The sequence below is a fragment of the Youhaiella tibetensis genome (assembly GCF_008000755.1).
GTDB lineage: Bacteria > Pseudomonadota > Alphaproteobacteria > Rhizobiales > Devosiaceae > Paradevosia > Paradevosia tibetensis.
In genome coordinates this window covers 704,695-725,288 of record NZ_CP041690.1, presented here as the reverse complement: position 1 = coordinate 725,288, position 20,594 = coordinate 704,695, and the positions used below count along the sequence as shown (strand labels likewise).

20 protein-coding genes and 1 pseudogene are annotated in these 20,594 nt (G+C 65.5%); 11 read left to right on the top strand and 10 right to left on the bottom strand.

What is annotated here, in order from left to right; genetic code table 11:
- Positions 1–67: 67 nt before the first annotated feature.
- From FNA67_RS03550 to FNA67_RS03540, 3 genes are read left to right on the top strand one after another with little or no spacing between them, the layout of a single operon-like run.
- Positions 68–1,072: a Gfo/Idh/MocA family protein gene (locus FNA67_RS03550; protein ID WP_147655097.1), complete on the top strand. Its 1,005-nt coding sequence runs from the start codon at positions 68–70 to the stop codon at positions 1,070–1,072.
- On the top strand, positions 1,069–2,163 hold the full coding sequence (locus FNA67_RS03545) for a Gfo/Idh/MocA family protein (RefSeq protein WP_049707739.1): 1,095 nt from the start codon (positions 1,069–1,071) through the stop codon (positions 2,161–2,163). The genes FNA67_RS03550 and FNA67_RS03545 overlap by 4 nt, the downstream gene beginning before the upstream one ends.
- Entirely contained in the window at positions 2,160–3,242 is a 1,083-nt protein-coding gene (locus FNA67_RS03540) for an ABC transporter ATP-binding protein (RefSeq protein WP_049707738.1), read from the top strand. The genes FNA67_RS03545 and FNA67_RS03540 overlap by 4 nt, the downstream gene beginning before the upstream one ends.
- Here the strand turns inward: FNA67_RS03540 and FNA67_RS03535 are convergent.
- On the bottom strand, positions 3,239–4,216 hold the full coding sequence (locus FNA67_RS03535; RefSeq protein ID WP_147655096.1) for an aldo/keto reductase: 978 nt from the start codon (positions 4,214–4,216) through the stop codon (positions 3,239–3,241). The genes FNA67_RS03540 and FNA67_RS03535 overlap by 4 nt on opposite strands.
- Positions 4,217–4,479: 263 nt before the next feature.
- On the opposite strand from FNA67_RS03535, the gene FNA67_RS03530 reads away from it, so the two are divergent.
- Complete coding sequence (locus FNA67_RS03530) at positions 4,480–6,063, top strand: aminotransferase class V-fold PLP-dependent enzyme (protein WP_147655095.1); 1,584 nt, start codon at positions 4,480–4,482, stop codon at positions 6,061–6,063.
- A gap of 53 nt (positions 6,064–6,116) precedes the next feature.
- Positions 6,117–6,905 carry a 2-oxo-tetronate isomerase gene (gene otnI, locus FNA67_RS03525; protein ID WP_147655094.1) on the top strand — a complete coding sequence of 263 codons (789 nt, stop codon included), beginning with the start codon at positions 6,117–6,119 and terminating at the stop codon, positions 6,903–6,905.
- Here the strand turns inward: otnI and FNA67_RS03520 are convergent.
- On the bottom strand, positions 6,902–7,657 hold the full coding sequence (locus tag FNA67_RS03520) for a pentapeptide repeat-containing protein (protein ID WP_147655093.1): 756 nt from the start codon (positions 7,655–7,657) through the stop codon (positions 6,902–6,904). The two genes, otnI and FNA67_RS03520, sit on opposite strands and share 4 nt — an antisense overlap.
- Positions 7,654–8,460 carry a hypothetical protein gene (locus FNA67_RS03515; protein WP_170267197.1) on the bottom strand — a complete coding sequence of 269 codons (807 nt, stop codon included), beginning with the start codon at positions 8,458–8,460 and terminating at the stop codon, positions 7,654–7,656. Before FNA67_RS03515 ends, FNA67_RS03520 begins: the two co-directional genes overlap by 4 nt.
- Positions 8,461–8,483: 23 nt before the next feature.
- On the opposite strand from FNA67_RS03515, the gene FNA67_RS03510 reads away from it, so the two are divergent.
- Complete coding sequence (locus FNA67_RS03510; RefSeq protein WP_170267196.1) at positions 8,484–9,017, top strand: thermonuclease family protein; 534 nt, start codon at positions 8,484–8,486, stop codon at positions 9,015–9,017.
- A 65-nt stretch (positions 9,018–9,082) separates the two neighbouring features.
- On the opposite strand, the gene FNA67_RS03505 is transcribed toward FNA67_RS03510, so the two are convergent.
- From FNA67_RS03505 to FNA67_RS03490, 4 genes are all read right to left on the bottom strand, one after another.
- The gene (locus tag FNA67_RS03505; protein WP_082202400.1) at positions 9,083–10,885 is read right to left on the bottom strand and encodes a pyrroloquinoline quinone-dependent dehydrogenase; all 1,803 of its coding nucleotides are present in this window, start codon (positions 10,883–10,885) and stop codon (positions 9,083–9,085) included.
- Positions 10,886–11,034: 149 nt separating this feature from the next.
- Entirely contained in the window at positions 11,035–11,631 is a 597-nt protein-coding gene (locus FNA67_RS03500; RefSeq protein WP_049707730.1) for a QcrA and Rieske domain-containing protein, read from the bottom strand.
- A 56-nt stretch (positions 11,632–11,687) separates the two neighbouring features.
- A complete protein-coding gene (locus FNA67_RS03495) occupies positions 11,688–12,080 on the bottom strand; it encodes a hypothetical protein (RefSeq protein ID WP_147655091.1) in 393 nt (130 codons plus the stop codon).
- Between the two features lie 248 nt (positions 12,081–12,328).
- Positions 12,329–12,697 (bottom strand): RidA family protein, encoded by a 369-nt coding sequence (locus FNA67_RS03490; protein ID WP_049707728.1) that lies wholly within the window; start codon positions 12,695–12,697, stop codon positions 12,329–12,331.
- Between the two features lie 166 nt (positions 12,698–12,863).
- Here FNA67_RS03490 and FNA67_RS03485 point away from each other — a divergent pair, with 166 nt between their 5' ends.
- Both FNA67_RS03485 and FNA67_RS03480 read left to right on the top strand, forming a co-directional pair.
- Positions 12,864–13,649, top strand: a complete 786-nt coding sequence (locus FNA67_RS03485; RefSeq protein ID WP_145976870.1) for an SDR family oxidoreductase — start codon at positions 12,864–12,866, stop codon at positions 13,647–13,649.
- Positions 13,646–14,707 carry a D-TA family PLP-dependent enzyme gene (locus FNA67_RS03480; RefSeq protein ID WP_147655090.1) on the top strand — a complete coding sequence of 354 codons (1,062 nt, stop codon included), beginning with the start codon at positions 13,646–13,648 and terminating at the stop codon, positions 14,705–14,707. The genes FNA67_RS03485 and FNA67_RS03480 overlap by 4 nt, the downstream gene beginning before the upstream one ends.
- Here FNA67_RS03480 and FNA67_RS03475 read toward each other — a convergent pair.
- Both FNA67_RS03475 and FNA67_RS03470 read right to left on the bottom strand, forming a co-directional pair.
- Positions 14,704–15,603 carry an alpha/beta hydrolase family protein gene (locus tag FNA67_RS03475; RefSeq protein ID WP_147655089.1) on the bottom strand — a complete coding sequence of 300 codons (900 nt, stop codon included), beginning with the start codon at positions 15,601–15,603 and terminating at the stop codon, positions 14,704–14,706. The two genes, FNA67_RS03480 and FNA67_RS03475, sit on opposite strands and share 4 nt — an antisense overlap.
- Positions 15,604–15,682: 79 nt before the next feature.
- Positions 15,683–16,144, bottom strand: a pseudogene (locus tag FNA67_RS03470) (autotransporter outer membrane beta-barrel domain-containing protein); the annotation flags it as partial.
- 273 nt (positions 16,145–16,417) lie between these two features.
- Between FNA67_RS03470 and FNA67_RS03465 the strand changes: the two are divergent.
- From FNA67_RS03465 to FNA67_RS03455, 3 genes are read left to right on the top strand one after another with little or no spacing between them, the layout of a single operon-like run.
- Positions 16,418–16,948, top strand: coding sequence for a putative pterin-binding protein (locus tag FNA67_RS03465; protein ID WP_210246430.1), 531 nt, complete (start codon positions 16,418–16,420; stop codon positions 16,946–16,948).
- Positions 16,945–18,753 (top strand): sensor histidine kinase, encoded by a 1,809-nt coding sequence (locus FNA67_RS03460; RefSeq protein ID WP_147655087.1) that lies wholly within the window; start codon positions 16,945–16,947, stop codon positions 18,751–18,753. The genes FNA67_RS03465 and FNA67_RS03460 overlap by 4 nt, the downstream gene beginning before the upstream one ends.
- A complete protein-coding gene (locus FNA67_RS03455) occupies positions 18,750–19,796 on the top strand; it encodes a response regulator (RefSeq protein WP_049707722.1) in 1,047 nt (348 codons plus the stop codon). Before FNA67_RS03460 ends, FNA67_RS03455 begins: the two co-directional genes overlap by 4 nt.
- Here FNA67_RS03455 and FNA67_RS03450 read toward each other — a convergent pair.
- Positions 19,784–20,593, bottom strand: a complete 810-nt coding sequence (locus FNA67_RS03450) for an SDR family NAD(P)-dependent oxidoreductase (RefSeq protein WP_147655086.1) — start codon at positions 20,591–20,593, stop codon at positions 19,784–19,786. The genes FNA67_RS03455 and FNA67_RS03450 overlap by 13 nt on opposite strands.
- Position 20,594 lies beyond the last annotated feature (1 nt).

Genomic DNA, 20,594 nt, shown 5'->3' with positions numbered 1-20,594 from the left:
CCCCGTGCGGGGACGGGTCGCGGGTGGGGGCGAGCCCAAAACACGTTCTCTCCTTTTCGAGCATCTCATGACCATCAAATTCGCCGCTATCGGCATCAATCACGGTCACATCTACGGCCAGTGCGACCTGCTGCTGAAGCAGGGCGCCGAGCTGGTGGCCTTCCATGCCATCGAGGATGACCTGGCTCAGGCCTTCTCGGCCAAGTTTCCGCAGGCCAGGCGCGTCGCCGACAAGGCCGCCATCCTCGAGGACAAGGACATCGCCCTGGTGCTGACCTCGGCCATCACCAGCGAGCGCGCGGGCATCTCGATCGAGGCCATGCGGCACGGCAAGGACGTGATGAGCGACAAGGCGGGCATGACCACCTTCGCCCAGCTCGATGAGCTCAAGCGCGTACAGGCCGAGACCCAGCGCATCTATTCGATCTGCTATTCGGAGCATTTCGAAACCCGCTCGACCGTCAAGGCGGGCGAGCTGGTGCGGGCCGGGGCGATCGGAGAGGTCGTCAACACGGTGGGCCTGGGACCGCACTCGCTCAACAACCTGGCGCGGCCGAAATGGTTCTTCGAGCGGGCCAAGTATGGCGGCATACTTTGCGATATCGCCTCGCACCAGTTCGAGCAGTTCCTGTTCTTTGCCGATACGCTGGACGTGGAAGTCGTTTCCGCCTCGGTCGCCAACCGGCACAATCCGCAGACCCCGGAACTGCAGGACGTCGGCGACGTGCACCTCAAGGCGCCGCGCACCACCGGCTACATCCGCGTCGACTGGTTCACCCCCAAGGGGCTGCCGACCTGGGGCGACGGGCGCCTGACGATCCTGGGCACCGAAGGCTATATCGAGTTGCGCAAATATATCGACATCGCCGGGCGACCGGGGACCGATCACCTGTTCCTCGTCGACAAGAACGGGGTGCAGCATATCGACTGCTCGGGGGTCGAGCTGCCCTATGGACGGCAGTTGCTCAACGATATCCGCGATCGCACCGAGACGGCGATGAGCCAGGCGCATTGCTTCAAGGCGATGGAACTCGCCCTTACCGCCCAACAGATGGCCGAGGCTAACTCATGAGCAACGAAATCAAGACGGTGGCCGTAGTCGGCTGCGGCATCGGACGTTCGCACCTGATCGAGGGCTATGTTCCGAACGCGGACAAATACAAGGTCGTGGCGCTTTGCGACCTCAACCCGGAACGGCTCAACGCCGTGGCCGACGAATTCGGGATCGAAGGGCGCTATACCTCGTTCGACGAATTGCTCAAGACCGATGTCGAGATCATCGATATCTGCACCCCGCCGATGGTGCATTACGGGCAGATCATCGCGGCCCTCGAAGCGGGCAAGCACGTGGTGTGCGAAAAGCCGCTGGTGGGCTCGCTCGCCCAGCTCGACGAGATCGTGGCGGCCGAGAAGAAGGCCAAGGGCAAGCTCATGCCCATCTTCCAGTACCGCTATGGCGACGGCATCGAGCAGGTCAAGAAGATCATCGATTCCGGCATTGCCGGCACGCCCTACGTGGCGACCGCCGAGACGCTCTGGAAGCGGACAGCCGAATATTACGCGGTGCCCTGGCGCGGCAAGTGGGCGACCGAACTGGGCGGGGTGCTGATGACCCACGCCATCCATATCCACGATATCATCACCTATCTCATGGGCCCGATCTCGGGGCTCTTCGGGCGCGTGGCGACCCGGGTCAACGATATCGAGGTGGAAGACTGCATCTCGGCCTCGTGCGAGCTGGAAAGCGGGGCCCTGGCTTCGCTGACGGCGACGCTCGGCAGCCAGGAAGAGATCAGCCGCATTCGCCTGGCCTTTTCCAACGTGACGTTCGAGAGCGACCACGCCCCCTATTCGCCGGGCGGCAAGCTCTGGCGGATCATTCCGGCTTCGCCGGAGGTGCAGGCGCAGATCGATGCGCTGCTCAAGGACTGGGTGCATGTGCCCGAGCGTTTCCAGACGCAGATGGCGCGGTTTCACGACGCGCTGATGGGACGTGGGCCGGTGCCGGTGACCAGCGCGGATTCGCGCCGGGCGCTCGAGATCGTGACGGCGTTCTATCATTCCTCGGAAACCCATACCGAGGTGCGCCTGCCGATCGCGCCCGACCATCCCAAGTACAAGAGCTGGGTCCCGGCCCAGTTCCGCAAGGAGGCCGCGCAATGACGACCAGCGTCGCACTGCAGAAAGTGGTGAAGGCCTATGGCGACTTCGAGGTCGTTCATGGGGTCGACCTCGCCATCGATCCGGGCGAGTTCGTGGTGTTCGTGGGTCCCTCGGGCTGCGGAAAATCGACCCTTTTGCGCATGATCGCAGGGCTCGAGCCGATCACCGGCGGCGACCTGGTGATCGACGGGGAGCGCATGAACGAGGTGCCGCCGGCCAAGCGCGGCATCGCCATGGTCTTCCAGAGCTACGCGCTCTATCCGCATATGAGCGTTTACCAGAACCTGGCTTTTGGCCTCGAAACTGCCAAGGTGCCCAAGGCCGAGATCGACGTGCGGGTGAAGCGCGCCGCGCAGATCCTGCGCATCGAGCCGCTACTGGCGCGCAAGCCAAAGCAGCTTTCGGGCGGGCAGCGGCAGCGCGTCGCGATCGGGCGCGCCATCGTGCGCGAGCCGCGGCTGTTCCTGTTCGACGAGCCGCTCTCCAACCTGGATGCAGAACTGCGCGTGCAGATGCGCGTGGAGATCGCCAAGCTCCATAACGACCTGGGCAACACCATGGTCTACGTGACGCACGACCAGGTGGAGGCCATGACCATGGCCGACAAGATCGTGGTGCTGAACGCAGGCAATATCGAGCAGGTGGGAGCGCCGCTCGATCTCTACAACAATCCCAAGAACCTCTTCGTGGCCGGCTTCATCGGCTCGCCCAAGATGAACTTCCTCAAGGGCGTGCTCGACAATGCCGATGGGCAGTCGATCAATGTGAGCACGGCCGGCAGCAAGGTGTCGCTGGCTCGGCCCGGCGCCAAGGCGGCGAACGGGGACGCAGTGACCTTCGGGGTCCGGCCCGAACATATCGGGGTCAACGAGAGCGAAGGGATCAAGCTCGCCGACGTGCGGGTGGACCTGGTCGAGCAACTGGGGGATTCCACCCTGCTCTATGCCTCGACCCAGGACGGGCAGCCGATGACGATCTCGCTCGAAGGACAGCGGCGGCTCGAGACCGGGGCGACGGTGACGGCCTATGTCGACCCGGCGCGTTGCCACGTGTTCGGCACGAACGGGGCTGCGCTCTAGCCGTCCAGCGCCTCGAGGCGCGACCACAGGGCATCGGGGATCTCGACCTCGAAGAGCGCGGTGTTCTCGCGCCATTCGGCAGCGCTCTTGACCCCGACCAGGACCGACGCCACCGCCGGATGGCGGAGCGGAAACTGCACGGCAGCCGCCTTGAGGGGCACGCCGAATTCCTCGCACACAAGCTTGAGGCGCAGGGCCCGCCGGAGCGTGACACCATCGGCGGGCACATAGTCGTAAGTAGCGCCCGGCACGGGATTGGCGAGAATGCCGGAATTGAAGACACCCCCGGCGATGACGGAGACGCCGCGCTTGAGGCACCTGGGGAGCAGGTCGTGGACGGCGCTGCGATCGAGCAGCGTATAGCGGCCGGCGAGCAGGAAGCAGTCGAAGTCGCCATAGTCGAGGAAACGCGAGAGCATTTCCCACTGGTTCATGCCCACCGAGATCGCCCCGACCGCCCCGGCTTCGCGCAGGCGGTGAAGGGCCAGGTAGGCGCCGGCCAGGGCGGGCGCGAAATGGGCATCGGGATTGTGGATGTGGACGATGTCCAGCCGGTCGAGCCCGAGGCGTTCGAGGCTCTCCTCGTAGGAGCGCATGACCCCGTCATAAGAGAAGTCAAAGGCGGGCTCCAGCCGGTCGGTGGTCCGGTAGATGGGCTGGCCCAGGACGTCATAGGTGCCGGTCTCGACACGGGCCCCGTGCAGGAGGCGCCCGACCTTGCTCGAAATCACGAAACTGTCGCGCGGAACGCCGCGCAGGGCGGCGCCGATGCGCGCTTCGGAAAGGCCCGAGCCATAGGAAGGAGCGGTGTCGATGAGGCGCGGGGCCGGTCCCAGTGCCAGGCCGATGGTGCGCGCAGCCTCTTCGCCTGCAACGGGCACGGCGACATTGCCCAGGGGGCCGGCTCCCAAACCCAGGCGCGTCACCTGAACCTGGCTCCTGCCGAGTTGCGCAAGGGCGTTGGGATCGGACACGGAACGAAGCCTTTGCTCAGGAAAGTCGGGTCGTTTCGGGCACGCCCGGTGGTCGTCGGCAGGCTCGATAACACGGCGGGGGCGCGGGGCGATCGGGGAGTTCGGGTGATGCTTAACCGGGGCCGCCGGGGAAGGAGCGCCAGATCGAAGCCCTGGCGCGCCATATCGTTCTATTTTAGGCCACTATGTTAGAACTTAGTTCTGCTTCTATCGCCTAGAATAGCATTGCTTGCTTACAAGATTGATCGGCGTAGAATGACGCCATGAGCAGCCAGTCAGCAATCGATCGCATCCGCAATGGCCTTATCGGCGCAGGCGCCTCCATACCGGGGCCCTTCGGAATGCGACCGCTGGTCTATGCCGACTATACGGCCTCGGGCCGGAGCCTCGACTTCATCGAGGAGCGCATGAGCGCCATCGCGGCGCCCTTCTATGCCAATACCCATACAGAGACCTCCTACACGGGACTGCAGACCACGCGGCTGCGCGAAGCGGCGCGCGCGGCGGTGCGCCGGGCGGTGGGCGCGGGCGAGCGCCACGCCGTGATCTTCTGCGGCAGCGGCGCGACGGCGGCCGTCAACAAGCTGGTCACCACCATTTGCGACGGTCACAACGGCGACAATTGGCCGACCGTCTTCATCGGCCCTTACGAGCATCACTCCAACGACCTGCCGTGGCGCGAAGCCAACGTGCGACTAGTGCGCATTCCGCTCGACGAGAACGGGCAGATCTGCCTGGGAACGCTCGAGGCGGCACTCGAGGCGGCACCCAAGGACGCGCCGCGCATCGGTTCGTTCTCGGCGGCTTCCAACGTCACCGGGGTCAAGACCGACATGCGCGCGCTCGGCGCCATGCTCAAGGCGCACGGCGCCTGGTTCCTGGCCGACTACGCGGCGGCCGGCCCTTATGCGGCCATCGACATGGAAGCGGACGGGATCGACGCCATCTTCCTCTCGCCCCACAAGTTCGTGGGCGGCCCGGGCGCATCGGGCGTGCTGGTGGCAGACAAGCGCCTGTTCGGGCGCCTGCCGACGGTGCCGGGCGGCGGCACGGTCTCCTATGTGACCGCGGATCACCATCGCTACGTGAGCGATATCGAACGGCGCGAGGAGGCTGGAACGCCCAATGTGATGGGCGACATCCGGGCCGGCCTTGCCTTCCAGCTCAAGGCCGACGTGGGCGCCCATGCAATCGAGGCGGCCGAGCAGCGCGCGGTGGCGCGGGCCATGGCGGCGTGGACCGGCAACCCGGCGATCGAGGTACTGGGCCCCCGGCAGGCGCAGCGGCTGGCGATCTTTTCGTTCAACATCCGGGTGGGCAACCAGTTGCTGCACCCGAACCTGGTGGTGGCGCTGCTCAACGACCTTTTCGGCATCCAGGCACGCGGCGGGTGCTCGTGTGCGGGGCCCTATGGGCACGAACTGCTCCATATCGATGCGGCGCGCGCCGAGCGCTACGAAGCGCTGGTGGCCGATGGCTGCAGCCTCTTCCGGCCGGGCTGGGCGCGGCTGAGCTTCAACTATTTCTTCGATGATGCGGTCATCGACTACATCATCGCCGCGGTGGATTTCCTCGGGCGGCGCGGCGCCGATTTCCTTCGGCTCTACCGGGCCGACCCGGCGAGCGGACGCTGGATGGTGGAGGGCAAGGTCACCGAGGCGGGATACGCGTTCGAGGACCTCTGCGGCTGGAGAGACGCGGCGCGTCCGGCCACCGGCGAAGCGGCACCCGACTTTGCCCGGTGCCTCGCCGAAGCCGAACGGCTGGCCGACGAGGCGCGGCGGGCAACGCCCTGCGCGCAACCCGAAATCGGAGAGCGCGCGCGGTGGTTTGCGCTGGCGGGCTAGCCGGAGGGGAGCGGGCGGCGTTATATCTCTAGCGCCCCGAGGAGGGTCGCGCCGTGCCCAAGTTCTCCGCCAACCTGTCCTTTCTCTATCCCGACCTGCCGTTCGTCGAGCGCTTCGCGGCTGCCGCGGCGGACGGGTTCGGGGCGGTCGAATATGTCTCGCCCTACGAGGAGTCCAAGGAGCGGATCGCAACGCTCCTCGCCCAGCACAACCTCAAGCAGGCACTCTTCAACTTTCCGGCGGGCAAGTGGGACGCGGGCGAGCGCGGCATCGCCTGTCACCCGGCGCGCGTGGGCGAGTTCCGGGCGGGCGTGACCATGGCGCTCGACTATGCACAGGCGCTCGGCTGCACGCAGCTCAACTGCCTGGCAGGCATCGCGCCCCATGACGTGGATCACCTGCGGCTGGAAAAGACCCTGCTCGACAACCTCGCCTATGCCTCCGAGCGCTGCACCGCGGCGGGGATCAAGCTGTTGCTCGAGCCGATCAACCTGCGTGACATGCCGGGCTATTTCGTCTCGACCACCAATCATTTCGAGCGGCTGCTGGCGCTGGCGGGGCTGAGCAACCTCCACCTGCAGTACGATTTTTACCACATGCAGGTGATGCAGGGCGACCTGATGCACACCTTCGGGCGGCTCAAGGACCATATCGCGCACGTGCAGATCGCCGATGCGCCGGGCCGGCATGAACCGGGCACCGGCGAGATCAACTATCGCTATGTCCTCTCCGAACTCGACCGGCTCGGCTACGAGGGTTATGTGGGCTGCGAATACCGCCCTTCGGGCAACAAGGGCGCGGCGATCGAGTGGATGGCTGGGCTGAGACCCGACCGGCGCTAGTCGTGCCAGTTCCCATCGGGCATCAGGGCACCATCGAAATTGGCGCCCGAGGTGTCCGCATCGGTGAGGATGGCGGCAAGGAGCCGGGTGCCGGAAAGATCGGTTCCGGAAAGATCGGCATCCGAGAGGTCGGCCCGCAGAAGATCGGCGCGCCGGAGCACCGCATCGCCGAACTTGCCCTTGCTCAGCACCGCATTGGAGAAGTCGGCTCCCTCGGCATTGCCCCCGGTGAGGTCGAAGCGCTGCATCTTGACGCCCGAGAAAGTCGAGCCCTTGAGATCCGCCTTGCGGGCGGAGGCGCCGGCCAGCCGCGCATCCTCGAACTGTGAAAAGGGCATGGTGGCCTCGTCGAGCACCACCCCGCCCAGCAGAGCGCGACGGAAGGTGACACGCTGGCCCTTGGAGCCAGTGAGGTCGGCATTGTTGAGGGTGGCGCGGTAGAAGATGGTCTCGAAAGTGTTGGTGCCGGTGAGGTCGGCCTTGGAGAGATTGGCCTGGGTGAAGTCGGTGCGCGTCAGGTTGGCGCCGGCCAGCGTCGCCCCGGTGAGGTCGCTCGTATAGAAATTGGCGCCCGAAAGGGTAGCGCCGGTGAAGTCGGCGCCGGCCAGGTCGCGGCGGCTGAGATCCCTGTCGGTGAGATCGCAGCCCGGGCAATCCCGGGCCTTGCCGTCGAGGAAATCCTGGCGCGCGTCGGCGAGGGCGGCGCCGGGCAACAGGGCCACGCAGAGGGCCAGGACGAGCGCCAGTCTCATTCGGCCGCCTCCTCTGGCGAGATGGGAAGCGTCGCGTCGAACACCTCCCAGCGGGTCATGCTTTCGAACTGGCCGGGGACGAACATGCCCTGGCTGTCGACACCGGTCTGGCCGGGGCGGCGATAGACGTGGGCCTCCACGCGAACGCGCTTGCCGTCGATCTGCTTGCGGCAGACTTCGTTGACATACATCTCGCCCACCGGCTCGATGCCGCCGGTCGCGGGACGTTCCTTGCAGGACCACCCCTCCTCCCCGTAATGGGCATAGACGCGGAAGCGCAGCAGGTAGCTCTTGGAACGATCCTCGAGTTCGGCGCGGGAATCGGTGACGGCGCGGAAGCCGCGGACGATGCCCTCGTCGTCAAAGAGCAGCGAGAGCACGACGGGGAAATTGGCGATACGCGTGCCGCCGAACTGCTGGATCCACAGTTCCTCGCCATATTCGTCGCGGAACATCTGGGAAAGGCGCTCGGTGCGGGTGCCGTATTCGACATAGACCTCGTGCAGGCCATTGGCCTCGGGCGCGCATTTGGCGAAATCGACCCAGCCGGAGATCGGCGCCAGGGGCGGGCCGCCATTGGAGCCGCAGGCGAAGCCCTCGTAGCCCTCGGTGGTGATGTCGGACGCCTCAAGGCCCAGTGCGAGGGTGCGGAACTCGGGCGCGAACCCGGCAGCGGCGGCGGGCGCCACCAGGGCCAGCGCGCCAGCAAAGGCAAATCCGATATTGCACATAAGCCGCCCCTGCGATGCGACCGCCTCTCGCAGGGTTGCGACCATGGGGGACATCACGTCAAATCGCAGCACAACCAACTCCTAAGGGGGGAAACATGATGAGTTCGCGGGTAGTGGCCGGCCTGGTATTAGGCATCGCCGCCACGCTGGGCGCAAGTGCGCCGGCCCTGGCGCAGGCCTTCGCCAACGAGCCGCTGTTCGAGGAAAGCGGCACGGCGACGGTGATCGACGGCGACCACATTTCGCTCAACGGCCGCACGATCGGACTCTGGGGGATCGACGCGCCGCTGCCGATCCAGCCCTGCGTCAAGGACGGGCAGGAATTCGCCTGCGGCCGGGATGCCAAGCGCTCGCTCGAGACGCTGGTGGCCAACCAGACAGTGGTCTGCAAGGAAGTGCGCGACACCGAGAACCTGCGGCGGCGCATGCTGCGCTGGGCGCGCTGCACGGTGGGGGACCTGGATCTGTCAGCCGAGCAGGCCCGGTTAGGCATGGCCATCGCTCTTTCCGATCAATCACAAGACTACGTCGCCCAGGAGGCCGAGGCCAAGGCGGCCAAGGTGGGCATCTGGTCCGCCGACGAATTCGAGAACCCGACGGACTGGGAATTCCGGATGAAGACCGAATAGGTCGCCATCGCTGCGAACGAGGAAGGCGGCCGGGTTTCCCCGGCCGCCTTTTGGTTTGGGGTGCCTTACTTGTCGAGCGCGAACACGAAGAGCGCGTCGGTGGGCACGAAGAACTCGGAAGCCGGGACGGTCTTCTTGTCGGCGGCGGCGGGAGCAGCACCGGCGAGAACCGCGATGTACTGCTTGCCATCGACCGAGTAGCTCATCGGCGGACCGCCAAGGGAGGTACCGACGTTGAACGACCAGACTTCCTTGAGCGTATCGGCATCGTAGGCATAGAGGTTGCCGTTGGTGGACGAACCCCACACGAGGTCGCCGCCGGTGGCGAGCATGCCGTTCAGGCGACGGGGCATGAGCACCTTGGCCTTGGTTTCGCCGGTGAGCGGATCGATTGCCTTGACCGAGCCACCGTTGAAGACATCGGGGAGCTTGGTGCCTTCGGGGGCCGGCAGGCGGCCGTTCCACTCGCGCTGGGCCTTGACCACGTCGTACTCGCCACCGGTGATGGTGGGATTGGGCGCGGCTTCGGGCACATAGGCCGAGCAACCTTCCGCAGAGGTGATGTAGAGAAGCTTGGTCTGCGGGCTATAGGCAGCAGGCTGCCAGTTCTTGCCACCGCCCAGGGTCGGGCAGTAGATGCCGGGGGTACCCTCGCGCGAACCGACGGTGCCAGCGACGTATTTCTGAAGCTGGGCCTTCGGATCGTATTCGAGCGGCTTGCCGGTCTTGGGGTCGATACCCGTTGTCCAGTTGAGGTCTTCCACATATTGCTTGGCGTAGGTCATGGCGCCATCGGTACGGTTGAAGCCGTACATGAAGCCGTTACGCGCAGCGCGGACCACCATCTTGGACGGCTTGCCGTCCACCGTGACGTCGAGCAGCTGGTTGTCGCCGATCTCGTCATAATCGTAGGGATCGTTCGGGGTGAACTGGAAGTGCCACTTGAGGGCACCGTCCTTGGCGTCGAGCGCAAGCAGGCTGGACGCGTAGAGGTTGTCGCCCGGACGATATTCGGCGTCGATCTGCGGCGCCGGGTTGCCGGTGCCCCAGTAAGTCATGCCGGAGACAGGATCATAGGAGCCCGTCTGCCAGATGGAGGCGCCACCGGTTTCCCAGGCATTGCCTTCCCAGGTGTCGTTGCCGGGTTCGCCCGGTCCGGGGACCGTGTAGGTGCGCCAGGCGACATCGCCGGTCTTGAGGTCGATAGCCTCGAGCCAGCCACGGATGCCGTATTCACCACCGGCGGGGCCGTAGACAGCCGTATCGCCGATGATCAGCGGGGCGCCGGTGAAGCTTTCGGCGCGGGCCTTGTCGGCACGCTGCTTCTCCCAGTTGAGTTCGCCCGTTTCCTTGTTGATCGACATGACGCGACCATCCATGGTCAGGGCGATCACGTCGTCGTTCCACAGGCCGATGCCGCGATTTTCAGCGCCGCAGCAGGTGGCGTCGGAGATCCACTGGCGATCCACTTCCGGATCGTATTTCCAGACGACCTTGCCGACCTTGCCGTCACGCACGTCGAGCTTGGTCACCACCGACCAGCCCGTCTGCACGTACATGAAGCCGTCTTCGACCAGCGGGGTTCCTTCGTTGCGGGCGCTGGCATAGCGTCCACCGCGCGAGGCGTTGTCCAGGATCGTGACGAACGACAGGCTCAGGTCCTTGACGTTGTCCTTGGTGATCTGGTTGAGCGGGCTGTAGCGATGGCTGTCATAGGTGCGGTGCACCATGAGCCAGTTGCCGTTCTCCGCTTCCGATCCGGCGTTGACCAAACGCTCGGAGGTGGTCTCGGCCGCCAGGGCGAAGCTGCTCATCGCCGCAATGCCCATGGTCGCCAGACCCGTAACGAACAGATTCCGTTTTAGCATTTCCTCTCCTCAGTGTGCTGGAATGCGTTCGCGTTCGCGGGCTCCACGGCGGATCCGACGTCGCGTTTTGTTGTTGCGTGCACAAGTGCAATGCCACTGCACGGGTGGGGCCGAACCGCCGTCCGGGAGCGTGCCCGGGCGGCGGGAGATCACATGGTCTCGTCGCCGCCGACGCGGGAGTCGAATTCCGCGGCCACCACGATCTTGCCGTCCTTGACCTCAAGACCGAGCTGGGGAAGCTTGCGGCTGGCGGGGCCGAAAAGCACGGCCCCGTTGTTCTTGGCATCGAAGTGCGACCCGTGGCACGGACACTCGATGGTGTTTTCCTCCGAGATCCAGTTGGTCGCCTCGCACCCGGCGTGGGTGCAGATGATCGAATAGGCAAGCACGCCGTTCGCCGACATCTTCTTGGCGTCGTCGGCGAGGTCGCCCTCGTCGTAGTGGATCAGGAGCAGGCCGTTCTCGTAGTCTCCCGAACGCACGGTGCCATCGGGCGCCATGGCGTAGGCCTGAATCGGTTTCTTGCCGATGCCGACATCGTCGGGGCCAAGCGGGTTGGGCTCACCGCGGGTGCGCACCAGGAAGTCGCCGACCTGGGGGCGCATGTCCTCGGCAGCCTGGGCGAAGGCCGAGCCGGAGACGGCCACCCCACCCAGGGCCACCATGCCCTTGAGCATGGTGCGGCGCTGCATGGCGGCTTTCGCGCAAGCGCAAAGAGCCTGGGGCGGCTGCTTGGTATCGGACATAATTCCTCCTCAAAATATGTCTCGCCGGTCGCCCGGCCATCAATGTGCGGCGCCGGTCAGGGCGCCGGGCAGGCCGCGAGGTTCCCCTTGGGCCCGTCGCCATCCAGGACCGAGAGGGCCAGCTTGTCGCTGGCTGCGTCGTGCACGATCAGCAGCTTGCCCGGAACGGCCTCCTCATGGCCGGCCTCGCAACTGATATCGGCCTCCCAGGCCTTGTTGGCAGGGTCATCGGACTGGCCATCGGTGACGGCCAGGAACGGGCAGACGGCTTCGCCGCTGAGCACGTGTTCGCTGGTGACGGCAAGGACCTTGCCGCCGGGTATGTCATTGGATTTGGCAACAGAAGCGCAGCCCGCGGCGGTGCCGTAAGCGTGCTCGATGGGCAGTTCCGCAGCAACGACTGCAGACGTCATCAGCAGGCCGCACAGCATAGTCCAGGCAAGTCTCATAAGATCGTCCCCAAGCCTTGAGGGGCACCTGGCCCCGGTTCTTGAAGTTGGTCCGAACGGACGCGACACGATCACCTGAGACGATTTTCAGGTAATTGACCATCAAAGTACATCATTGGAATCTCTTATATTCGCTATGCCGGATACAATAAGACGGATCGGCGCGCTATTGCCGCAATCCATTGAAAATGCGCAATAAAAAACGCCCGCGCGATGGCGGGCGTTTTGGCGGCAGTGGTCGTGAGGGGTTACTTGAGGGGCTTATAGGCCACCGCTTCGATCTCAATCTTGATATCGATCATCAGACGCGCCTCGAGCGTGGTGCGCGCCGGCGGGTTGGACGGGAAGTAGGTAGCATAGGTCTTGTTGAAGGCGGCGAACTCGCGCGCGTCCTCGAGAATGACGAAGGTCTTGATGACGTCCGAGAGGTCGGCGCCGGCGAGCGCCAGGGCGGCCTTGATGTTCTCCATGACCTGACGGGTCTGCACTTCGATGCCGCCGACGACCACCTCGCCATTGGCGCCGACCGGCACCTGGCCGGAGATGTAGATGAAATCGCCGGCGCGGACGGCGGGCGAGAGGGGGACGTGGGAGGTGCCGAAATGCTGCTTGTTCATCTGCGTTAGGACTCCGTTCATCGTGAGTGGTGCGGGGGTGGATAACTGCCATGGAATGAAAATCAATTTCATTCAATCGGTTTTTGCGGCTGGCCGATCATATTCCCAATTGCCTTGACGGCCATGGGTTTGTTTAGTTTGCGGATCGAATTTTGCGTGGAACAAGATGGCAGAGACCCCCTCCCCCTTTCGCATGGACGGCAAGCACGTTCTCATCACAGGTGCCGGTGGCGGCATAGGTCGCGCGCTGACGCAGGTGTTTGCCGAGGCCGGTGCCGTGGTGACCGGCGCCGACCGCGACCCGACCCTGATGGAGGGCATGGACCTCGCCCACCGGCTGGTGTTCGAGCTGACCGAGCCGGACACGATCGCGAAAATCATTTCCAGCCACATCGCCCTCCACGGCGCCCCCGACGCCCTGATTTCCAACGCCGGCTACACCCGCGGCGAGGTCTTCGAGCAGGTGGATAACGCTGTCTGGGCGTCCGAGGTGGAGATCAATCTCAACGGCGCCTACTACGTGACCCACCCCGTGGTCGAGGCGATGGAGGAGAAGGGCGGCGGGAGCGTGGTCTTCGTCTCCTCGGTCAATGGCCTGGGGCACTATGGCAACCCGGCCTATTCGGCCGCCAAGGCCGGGCTCATCTCGTTTGCCAAGGGACTGGCGGTGGAACGCGGCTATCGCGGCATCCGCGCCAACGTCGTGTGCCCCGGCTCGGTGCGCACACCGGCCTGGGATCATCGCATCGCGGCGAACCCGGAACTGCTCGACAAGGTCCTGCCGCACTATCCGCTGGGGCGCATGGTGACACCCGAGGAAGTGGCGCGGGCTGCGCTCTTCCTCGCCTCGCCGGCAGCCTCGGGGATCACGGGGGCGGCCATTCCGGTGGACGCCGGCCTCACCTCGGGCAACCTCAGGTTCGTCAACGAAGTCCTCAAGGGAGGCGCATGATGTCCCTCGACGATCTGGAAACGCCCATTGTCCTCGTCGACCTCGATCGCGTGGAAGCCAATCTCCAGCGCGCGCAGGATTACGCGGACGCCCACAAGCTGCCGCTGCGTCCCCATATCAAGACGCACAAGCTGCCGCGTTTCGCCAAGCGCCAGATCGAGCTGGGCGCGGTGGGGATCACCTGCCAGAAGCTGGGCGAAGCCGAGGTGATGGCCGATGCAGGCATCACCGACATCTTCCTGCCCTACAATATCATCGGCGCCTCCAAGCTGGCGCGGCTCAAGGCGCTCCACGAGCGCATCGCCATCAGCGTGACGGCGGATTCGAGCTATGTGGTGGATGGGCTCGCGCGCACCTTTACCGACCCGAACCACAAGCTGCGGGTGCTGGTGGAGTGCGACACGGGCATGGGCCGGTGCGGCGTGCAGACGCCGTGGGCGGCGGTGGAACTGGCCCAGCAGATCGCGGCGGCGCCGGGCCTGCACTTTGCCGGGCTGATGACCTACCCGGCGGCAGGCAAGGTCGCCGAAAACGAAGAGTTCCTCGAAAAGGCCAAGGCGGCGCTCGAGGCGCAGGGGCTGGCGCCCGACGTGATCTCGAACGGGGGCACGCCCGATCTCTGGCACGCCCATGACGTCGGCGCGGCCAGCGAGCATCGCCCGGGGACCTATATCTATCTCGACCGTTTCCAGGTGGCCAAGGGCGTGGGCACGCTCGACGACTGCGCGCTGACGGTGCTGGCAACTGTGGTCAGCCGGCCGACCGAGAACCGGGCGATCATCGATGCAGGCTCGAAGGCCCTCACCAGTGACACGCTGGGCATGGATGGGTTCGGCTACATCGTGGGTTATCCGGACGCGCGCATCGTCGGGCTTTCCGAGGAACATGGCACGATCGACCTGAGCGGGTCCGACAAGAAACCGGCGATCGGGGAAAGGCTGCGGATCATACCCAACCACGCCTGCGTGGTGAGCAACCTCTTCGACAACGTAACGCTGATCTCGGGCGACGAGGTGGTCGAGACGGTGCCGGTGGCGGCGCGCGGGCGCGTCGACTAACCGGCCTTGAGGGTACGTGCGAGGAACGCCAGCACGGCCTCGCGCATGGGCTGGGTTTCCATATGACCGATCCCCGGCTGCGTGAGCACCTCGAGGGCGCGGGCCGCTTTGGCATTGGCATAGGCGGCTCGGGTTTCCTGGAGAGCGCGCTCGATGGCGAGCGGCGGGGTGAGGGCATCGTCCTCGCCCAGGCAGATCAGCTGCGGGCGCGGCGCGACCAGCCCGCCGATCTCGCCCGTGGAGGTTTCGGCCAGGAGGCCCGGCACGGTGAGATAGACCCCGTGCAGGTCGTGGGCGCCGGTTTCGACCAGCGTGGCGAAATCGGCAAAGCAACAGAGATGGGCGATGGCCGCCAGGCGCGGTTCGACGGCAGCCAGCCAATAGGCAAGCGTGGCACCCATCGACATGCCGAACATGCCGACACGCCGAGCATCCACATCGCTGCGGGTGGTCAGGTAGGCCAGGGCGCCGGCCTGGTCACTCAGCATCTGCCCGAACAGCGACTTGCCGTACCAGTGGGCGCGCTTGGCGGCGGCGGATTCGGTTTCGCCGGCGCGCTCGCCGAAGGTCGGCATGTCGATGGCCAGGGTCACAAAGCCGGCATGGGCGAAGACAGGGCCGAGCGGCCCGAGCAATTCGGGGCGTCCGTCAATGAGTTCGGAGGCGCCGATGTCGTAGCGACCGCCATGTGCGTGGGCGTAGACAATGGCGGGGGCCGAGCCGTCGAGCTTGAGGGGGCGGGTCAGCAGGCCACGAATGGGCTCGCCCGCGCAGTTGGAAAAGGTCAGCCGCTCCAGTCGATAGCCGCCGCGCTCCTCAGTGCGCGCGCCGCGCAGCAGCAAGGCGGAATCGGAGACGCCCAAGAGGGCGCGCAAACGCTCGGTAGTGATGGCCATCGCTTCCCCCCAAACCAAAACCCATTGAAGTCAAACAGATTTTTTGGGTCAGGAACAGGGGGAAGCGATCACGGTCGAGTTAGAAGGTGAAGCCCAGGCCCGCCTTGAGGGAGTGGCTCTGGAAGGCTCCGGCGACCTGTCCGCTATAGTTCACCCCGAAGTTGAGGCCAGCGGTCGTCTCGAAATCGAGGCCTGCCTCGAGCGCGAGACTATCGGAAGCGGCGGGAGCACCGGCTACCTGGAAGACGGCGCCGCCGCTGTTGAAGGTGAGGTCGCGGACGGCGGGATTGGCGTTGAACGCGTGGCGCCAGCTCAGTCCCGCATTGAGCGAAAGAATGCTCGTCTCGCTGGCATCGACGGTCCAGTTGCCGCGCAGGCCAAGGGTGGTGACGGCGGCGGACTGGGAGAAGCCGGCACCATTGAGCGCTGCGGCGCCACCGCTTTCGCGGAAGCTGTCAGCGCCCACGCCGACGACCGAGACCCCGGCAAAGGGCTCGACCAGGACCTGACCGAGGGCGAGGCTGTAGTCCACTTCGCCAAACGCCTGGCCGGTCTAGGCCTGCGTTCCAGACCGGTCGCCGTCGCGCCCCAGGGAGCAGTTCCCGTCTAGATTGACGGGGCGGGGAATGCCCCATTCGTTCAGATGGGGCGCGGGATCCCGGGGCACGGTAGGGATTGCCAAGTTGTCCATGCGTCACGCATTTTTGGGCAACGCCACCTATGTGCGCTCGCCGGACCTAATTGCCCCAGCCCGGCGGGTGCCATAGGCATTTTGCGTTTGGGAGACGGGTCTATGCGGCGCAAGCGCCCCTTGTTGGTCTTGACTTCAATCGTGGCGGGAATGCTCGCCATGGCATTGGCCGTGCCGGCGCCATCCCAGGGCGGAGCGGGCGTGTTGCCGGACCTGCTCAAGCTGCCCGAGCCGCAGGGTGACGTGATCCTCGAGATCACAGGCCGCGTCGCGCAGCGCAGCGTGCATGTCAAACTCGACTGGGAGAGCCTGGAGGCGCTGGGCACGCATAGCGTGAGCACCACGACCTCCTGGACGGACGGCATGCACGTTTTCGAGGGCGTGCTGGCGCGCGACGTGATGGCGGCCCTGGGAGCGGAAGACGTCGAGACCGTGCGCGCAGTGGCGCTCAACGAGTACGAGGTCTCGATCCCGGTCACCGATTTCGAGAGATATGACGTGATCTTCGCCTGGGCGATGGACGGCAAGCGCCTGACGGCGCGCGACAAGGGACCGCTGTGGATCGTCTATCCGAGAGTGGAGCACTCCGAGTTGCAGGACGAGAAATACGACCATCGCTGGGTCTGGCAACTCTACAGGCTGATCCTGCCGTGAAGAGCTCCAACCAGCGCTTGTCGGTCATAGCCACGGTGCTGGCGATCTGCGCCTTCGTGGCGTTCCTGACCGTGGCCATGGCACGGCTGGTGGAAGTGCAACGCAACCTGACCGCGGGGCACGGGGAATACCTGCTCTGGGCGGTCGGCCAGGCGCAGTACGAAACGCAGAAGCTGATCAGCGCCGCTGCCCAGACTACGCAGATGTCCCAGGGCGCGCTCATGCGCCAGTACGACATTGCGATCAGCCGCTTCGTGCTGCTGACGGAAGGTGAGATGTCGCGGCAGATCGCGGCGGTGGGCCATGTGGGCGAGATGCAGCGGGCGCTCGACTCCCTGCTGGGGCTCGAGCAGTACCTCACCAAGCCCGATAACCGGCCGGGCACATATGCGGGCCGGGTGCAGGCGACGATGGGGCCGTTTATCGCCAACCTGCGCAATATCGGCAACGACCTGATGATCGCCACCCGCGAGCGCGATTCAGAGCGGCGGGAAACCTATAACTCGACGATCATCGAGATCATCGTGTGCATCCTGGGGATCCTTGCGAGCGGCGTGATCCTGGCTATCCAGCTCATGGCGAGCCAGAACCAGCTCGCCAAGTCGGACGCCAAGATGCGGCGCGAGAAAGAGTTCCTGGACATGCTCATCGATTCGAGCGGGGAAGGCGTAACCGCGTTCGATACGAACCTGATGTGCACGCACTGGAACAAGGCGATGGTGCGCATTTTCGACCGGCCTACCCACGACGTGGTGGGGCGGCACCTGCGGGACGTGTTTCCGTTCCCGGACGGTCATGCGGTGCCCGAAATGCTGCTCTCGGCGCTGCGCGGGGAAGACAGCTACATGCCCGAGCACATTCTGCCGGGAACCGAAAAGTACCTCGAGAAGGCGAGCTTTCCGGTCCGCGACGGCAGCAAGGTGGTGGGCGGCATCATGATCGTGCGCGACGTGACCGAGCGCTACGCCGCCCAGCGCGAACTCGCCAGACACCATTCCCAGCTCGAGGACCTGGTGGCGGAACGAACCGCGGACCTGCGCCATACCGAGGCGCAGTTGCGCGCCGCCATCCAGAAGGCCGAACAGGCGCTGACCCAGGAAAAGCGGCTTCGCCAGCTCTATCGCGACTTCGTCTCGATGGTGTCGCACCAGTTCCGCACGCCGCTAGCGATCATCGACTCCAGCGCGCAGCGCATGGCGCGACGCGGGCCACAGATGTCGGACGAGGAAATCCAGATGCGGGCGGGCAAGATCCGCACCGCGGCGGGCCGGCTGGCGCGGCTGCTTGAAAGCACGTTGGACGGCGCGCGCATGGACGCGGGCGAGATCGAGTTCCACCCGCGAAAGAGCGACCTGGTGCGGCTGGTGCGCGAGGCCTGCGAGCGGCAGCGCGAGCTTCACCCCGGACGCGACTTCCGGCTCGAACTCGAGGGCCTGCCGCAGGCGGTGCGCTTCGACCCCCTGCTCATGGACCAGGTGCTCACCAACCTCATTTCGAACGCCACGAAATACTCCCCCGACAGCACGCAGGTGCATGTGGTGGGAGAGACGCGCGAAGACGTGGTGGTGCTCACGGTCAAGGACCTGGGCGTGGGCATTCCCGAAGAAGAACTCCCCCGGGTGTTCGAACGCTTTTTCCGGGCCAGCACGGCCACGGGCGTGTCGGGCACCGGCATAGGCCTGCATGTGGCACGCGAGATCGTGCGCATGCATGGCGGCGAACTGACACTGTCTTCGCGCATGGGCGAAGGCACGGCCGTCCATCTCACCCTCCCCCATGACGATCAGCAGCAGGCAGCAGAATGAACGATTTTGACGACAGCGGCGCATTGATCCTGTGCGTGGAAGACGAACGGGATCTGCGTGGAGACATCATCGAGGAACTGGAGGCGGCCGGATACCGAACGATCGGGGCCGGGGACGGGCACGCCGCGCTCAAGATGCTCGAAGCGCACAAGCCCGACCTGGTGCTGTGCGACATCACCATGCCGGGCCTGGACGGGTTCGGCGTCATGCGCGAGGTGCGCAACAAGCGCCCCGACATGGCCGACGTGCCGTTCCTTTTCCTCACGGCGCTGGCGGGACGGGCGGACGTGATCCAGGGCAAGGCGGCCGGCGCGGACGACTATCTGGTCAAGCCGATCGACTACGACATCCTGCTCGCCACGGTGCGGGCGCGGCTGGCGCAGGTGCACCGCATCCGGCGCAATATCGATGCGGAAATCACCGAAACGCGCCGCGAGCTGGCGGCCGCGGTGCTGGAACGCTCCGAGCACGCGGTTGCCCTCGTGGCCTCGACACTCGACCGCATGGCTGCCGGCTTCGTGCTCGCCGACCCGAACCTGGCGATCGTGCAGACCAATTCGACGGCGGCGGAGATCCTGGAGGAAGCAGATGGTGTGAGCCAGCGCGGCGGCAAGCTTGCCGGGGTTTCAGCGCAGACCTTGCGGCGAACCTTCGCCGAGATCATCGAGAACGGCCGGCCCGGACAGGCGCTGGCGCTCGAGCGGCCTTACCGGCGCCCGCTCCTTGCCCAGATATCGCTGTTCTCCAAGGACGATCCCGCTCGGCTGGCGCTGGTGCTGCTCGACCCGGACCGCCAGCCGCGGCTTTCGAGCGAGGTGGCAATCAAGATGTATGGGCTCACCCCGACCGAAGCCAAGCTCGCCATCGCCCTTGCCGGCGGAAAGCGCACGGACGAGCTGGCCGAAGACTTCTCGATCGCGGCCACGACGATCTCGTTCCACCTGCAGAACCTTTTCCGCAAGACCCAGACCACGCGGCAATCGGACCTCGTGGCCTTGATGCTGCGCAGCGCCTTGCCGGTGGAGGCAGGTCAGCCGGCGTAGAGCCCGCCGCCGCCATCCACGCGCAACACCTGGCCGTGGATGAAGCGGGCATGGGGGCCGGCGAGGAAGGCAACGGCGTCGGCGATTTCGTCGGGTTCGGCATAGCGGTCAAAGCTCTTGCCGGAGGAATCCATCTTGGCCGGATCGACGGTGCGGGTGGCCTGGAAACGGGCGGTCTTGGTGGGCCCCGGACTCACGGCATTGACGCGCACGCCGTCGGCAATGACCTCGGCGGCAAGGCAACGCGTGTAATGGATCACGGCCGCCTTCAAGGTGGCGTAGATGCCGCCGTTGGAAAAACCCGCATGGGCGGCGGTCGAGCCGATATTGACCACGGCGCCTGAGCCGCGCGCGACCATGTCGGGCACGAAGGCCTGGGTGATGACCATGGTGCCCAGGAGATTGTTGTTGGTGAGGGTGACGATATCCTCGTAGGGGATGCCCAGGATGTTGTTGGGGACGGGCTTGCCGCCCGATGCCCCGATATCGCCGCCCGCGCAATTTACCAGGATATCCACCGGGCCGAGGGCGGCGAGGATATCGGTCTTCATTTTCGCGACCGCCTCACGATCCGAGATGTTGCCAGTGACGCCGACGCTGCGCACGCCCAGCGCCTCGATGGACCCGACGACGTCATCGAGGCTGGCCGCCTCGCCGTACTTGCCGGTCTCGGTCAGCGAGAGATCGTGGACGGCGACATCGGCGCCATGCTCGGCGAGGCGCCGGGCCATGACGTTACCGAGCCCCCTGCCCGAGCCCGTGACGAGGGCGACCTTGCCCTTGAGGTCCTGTTCCATT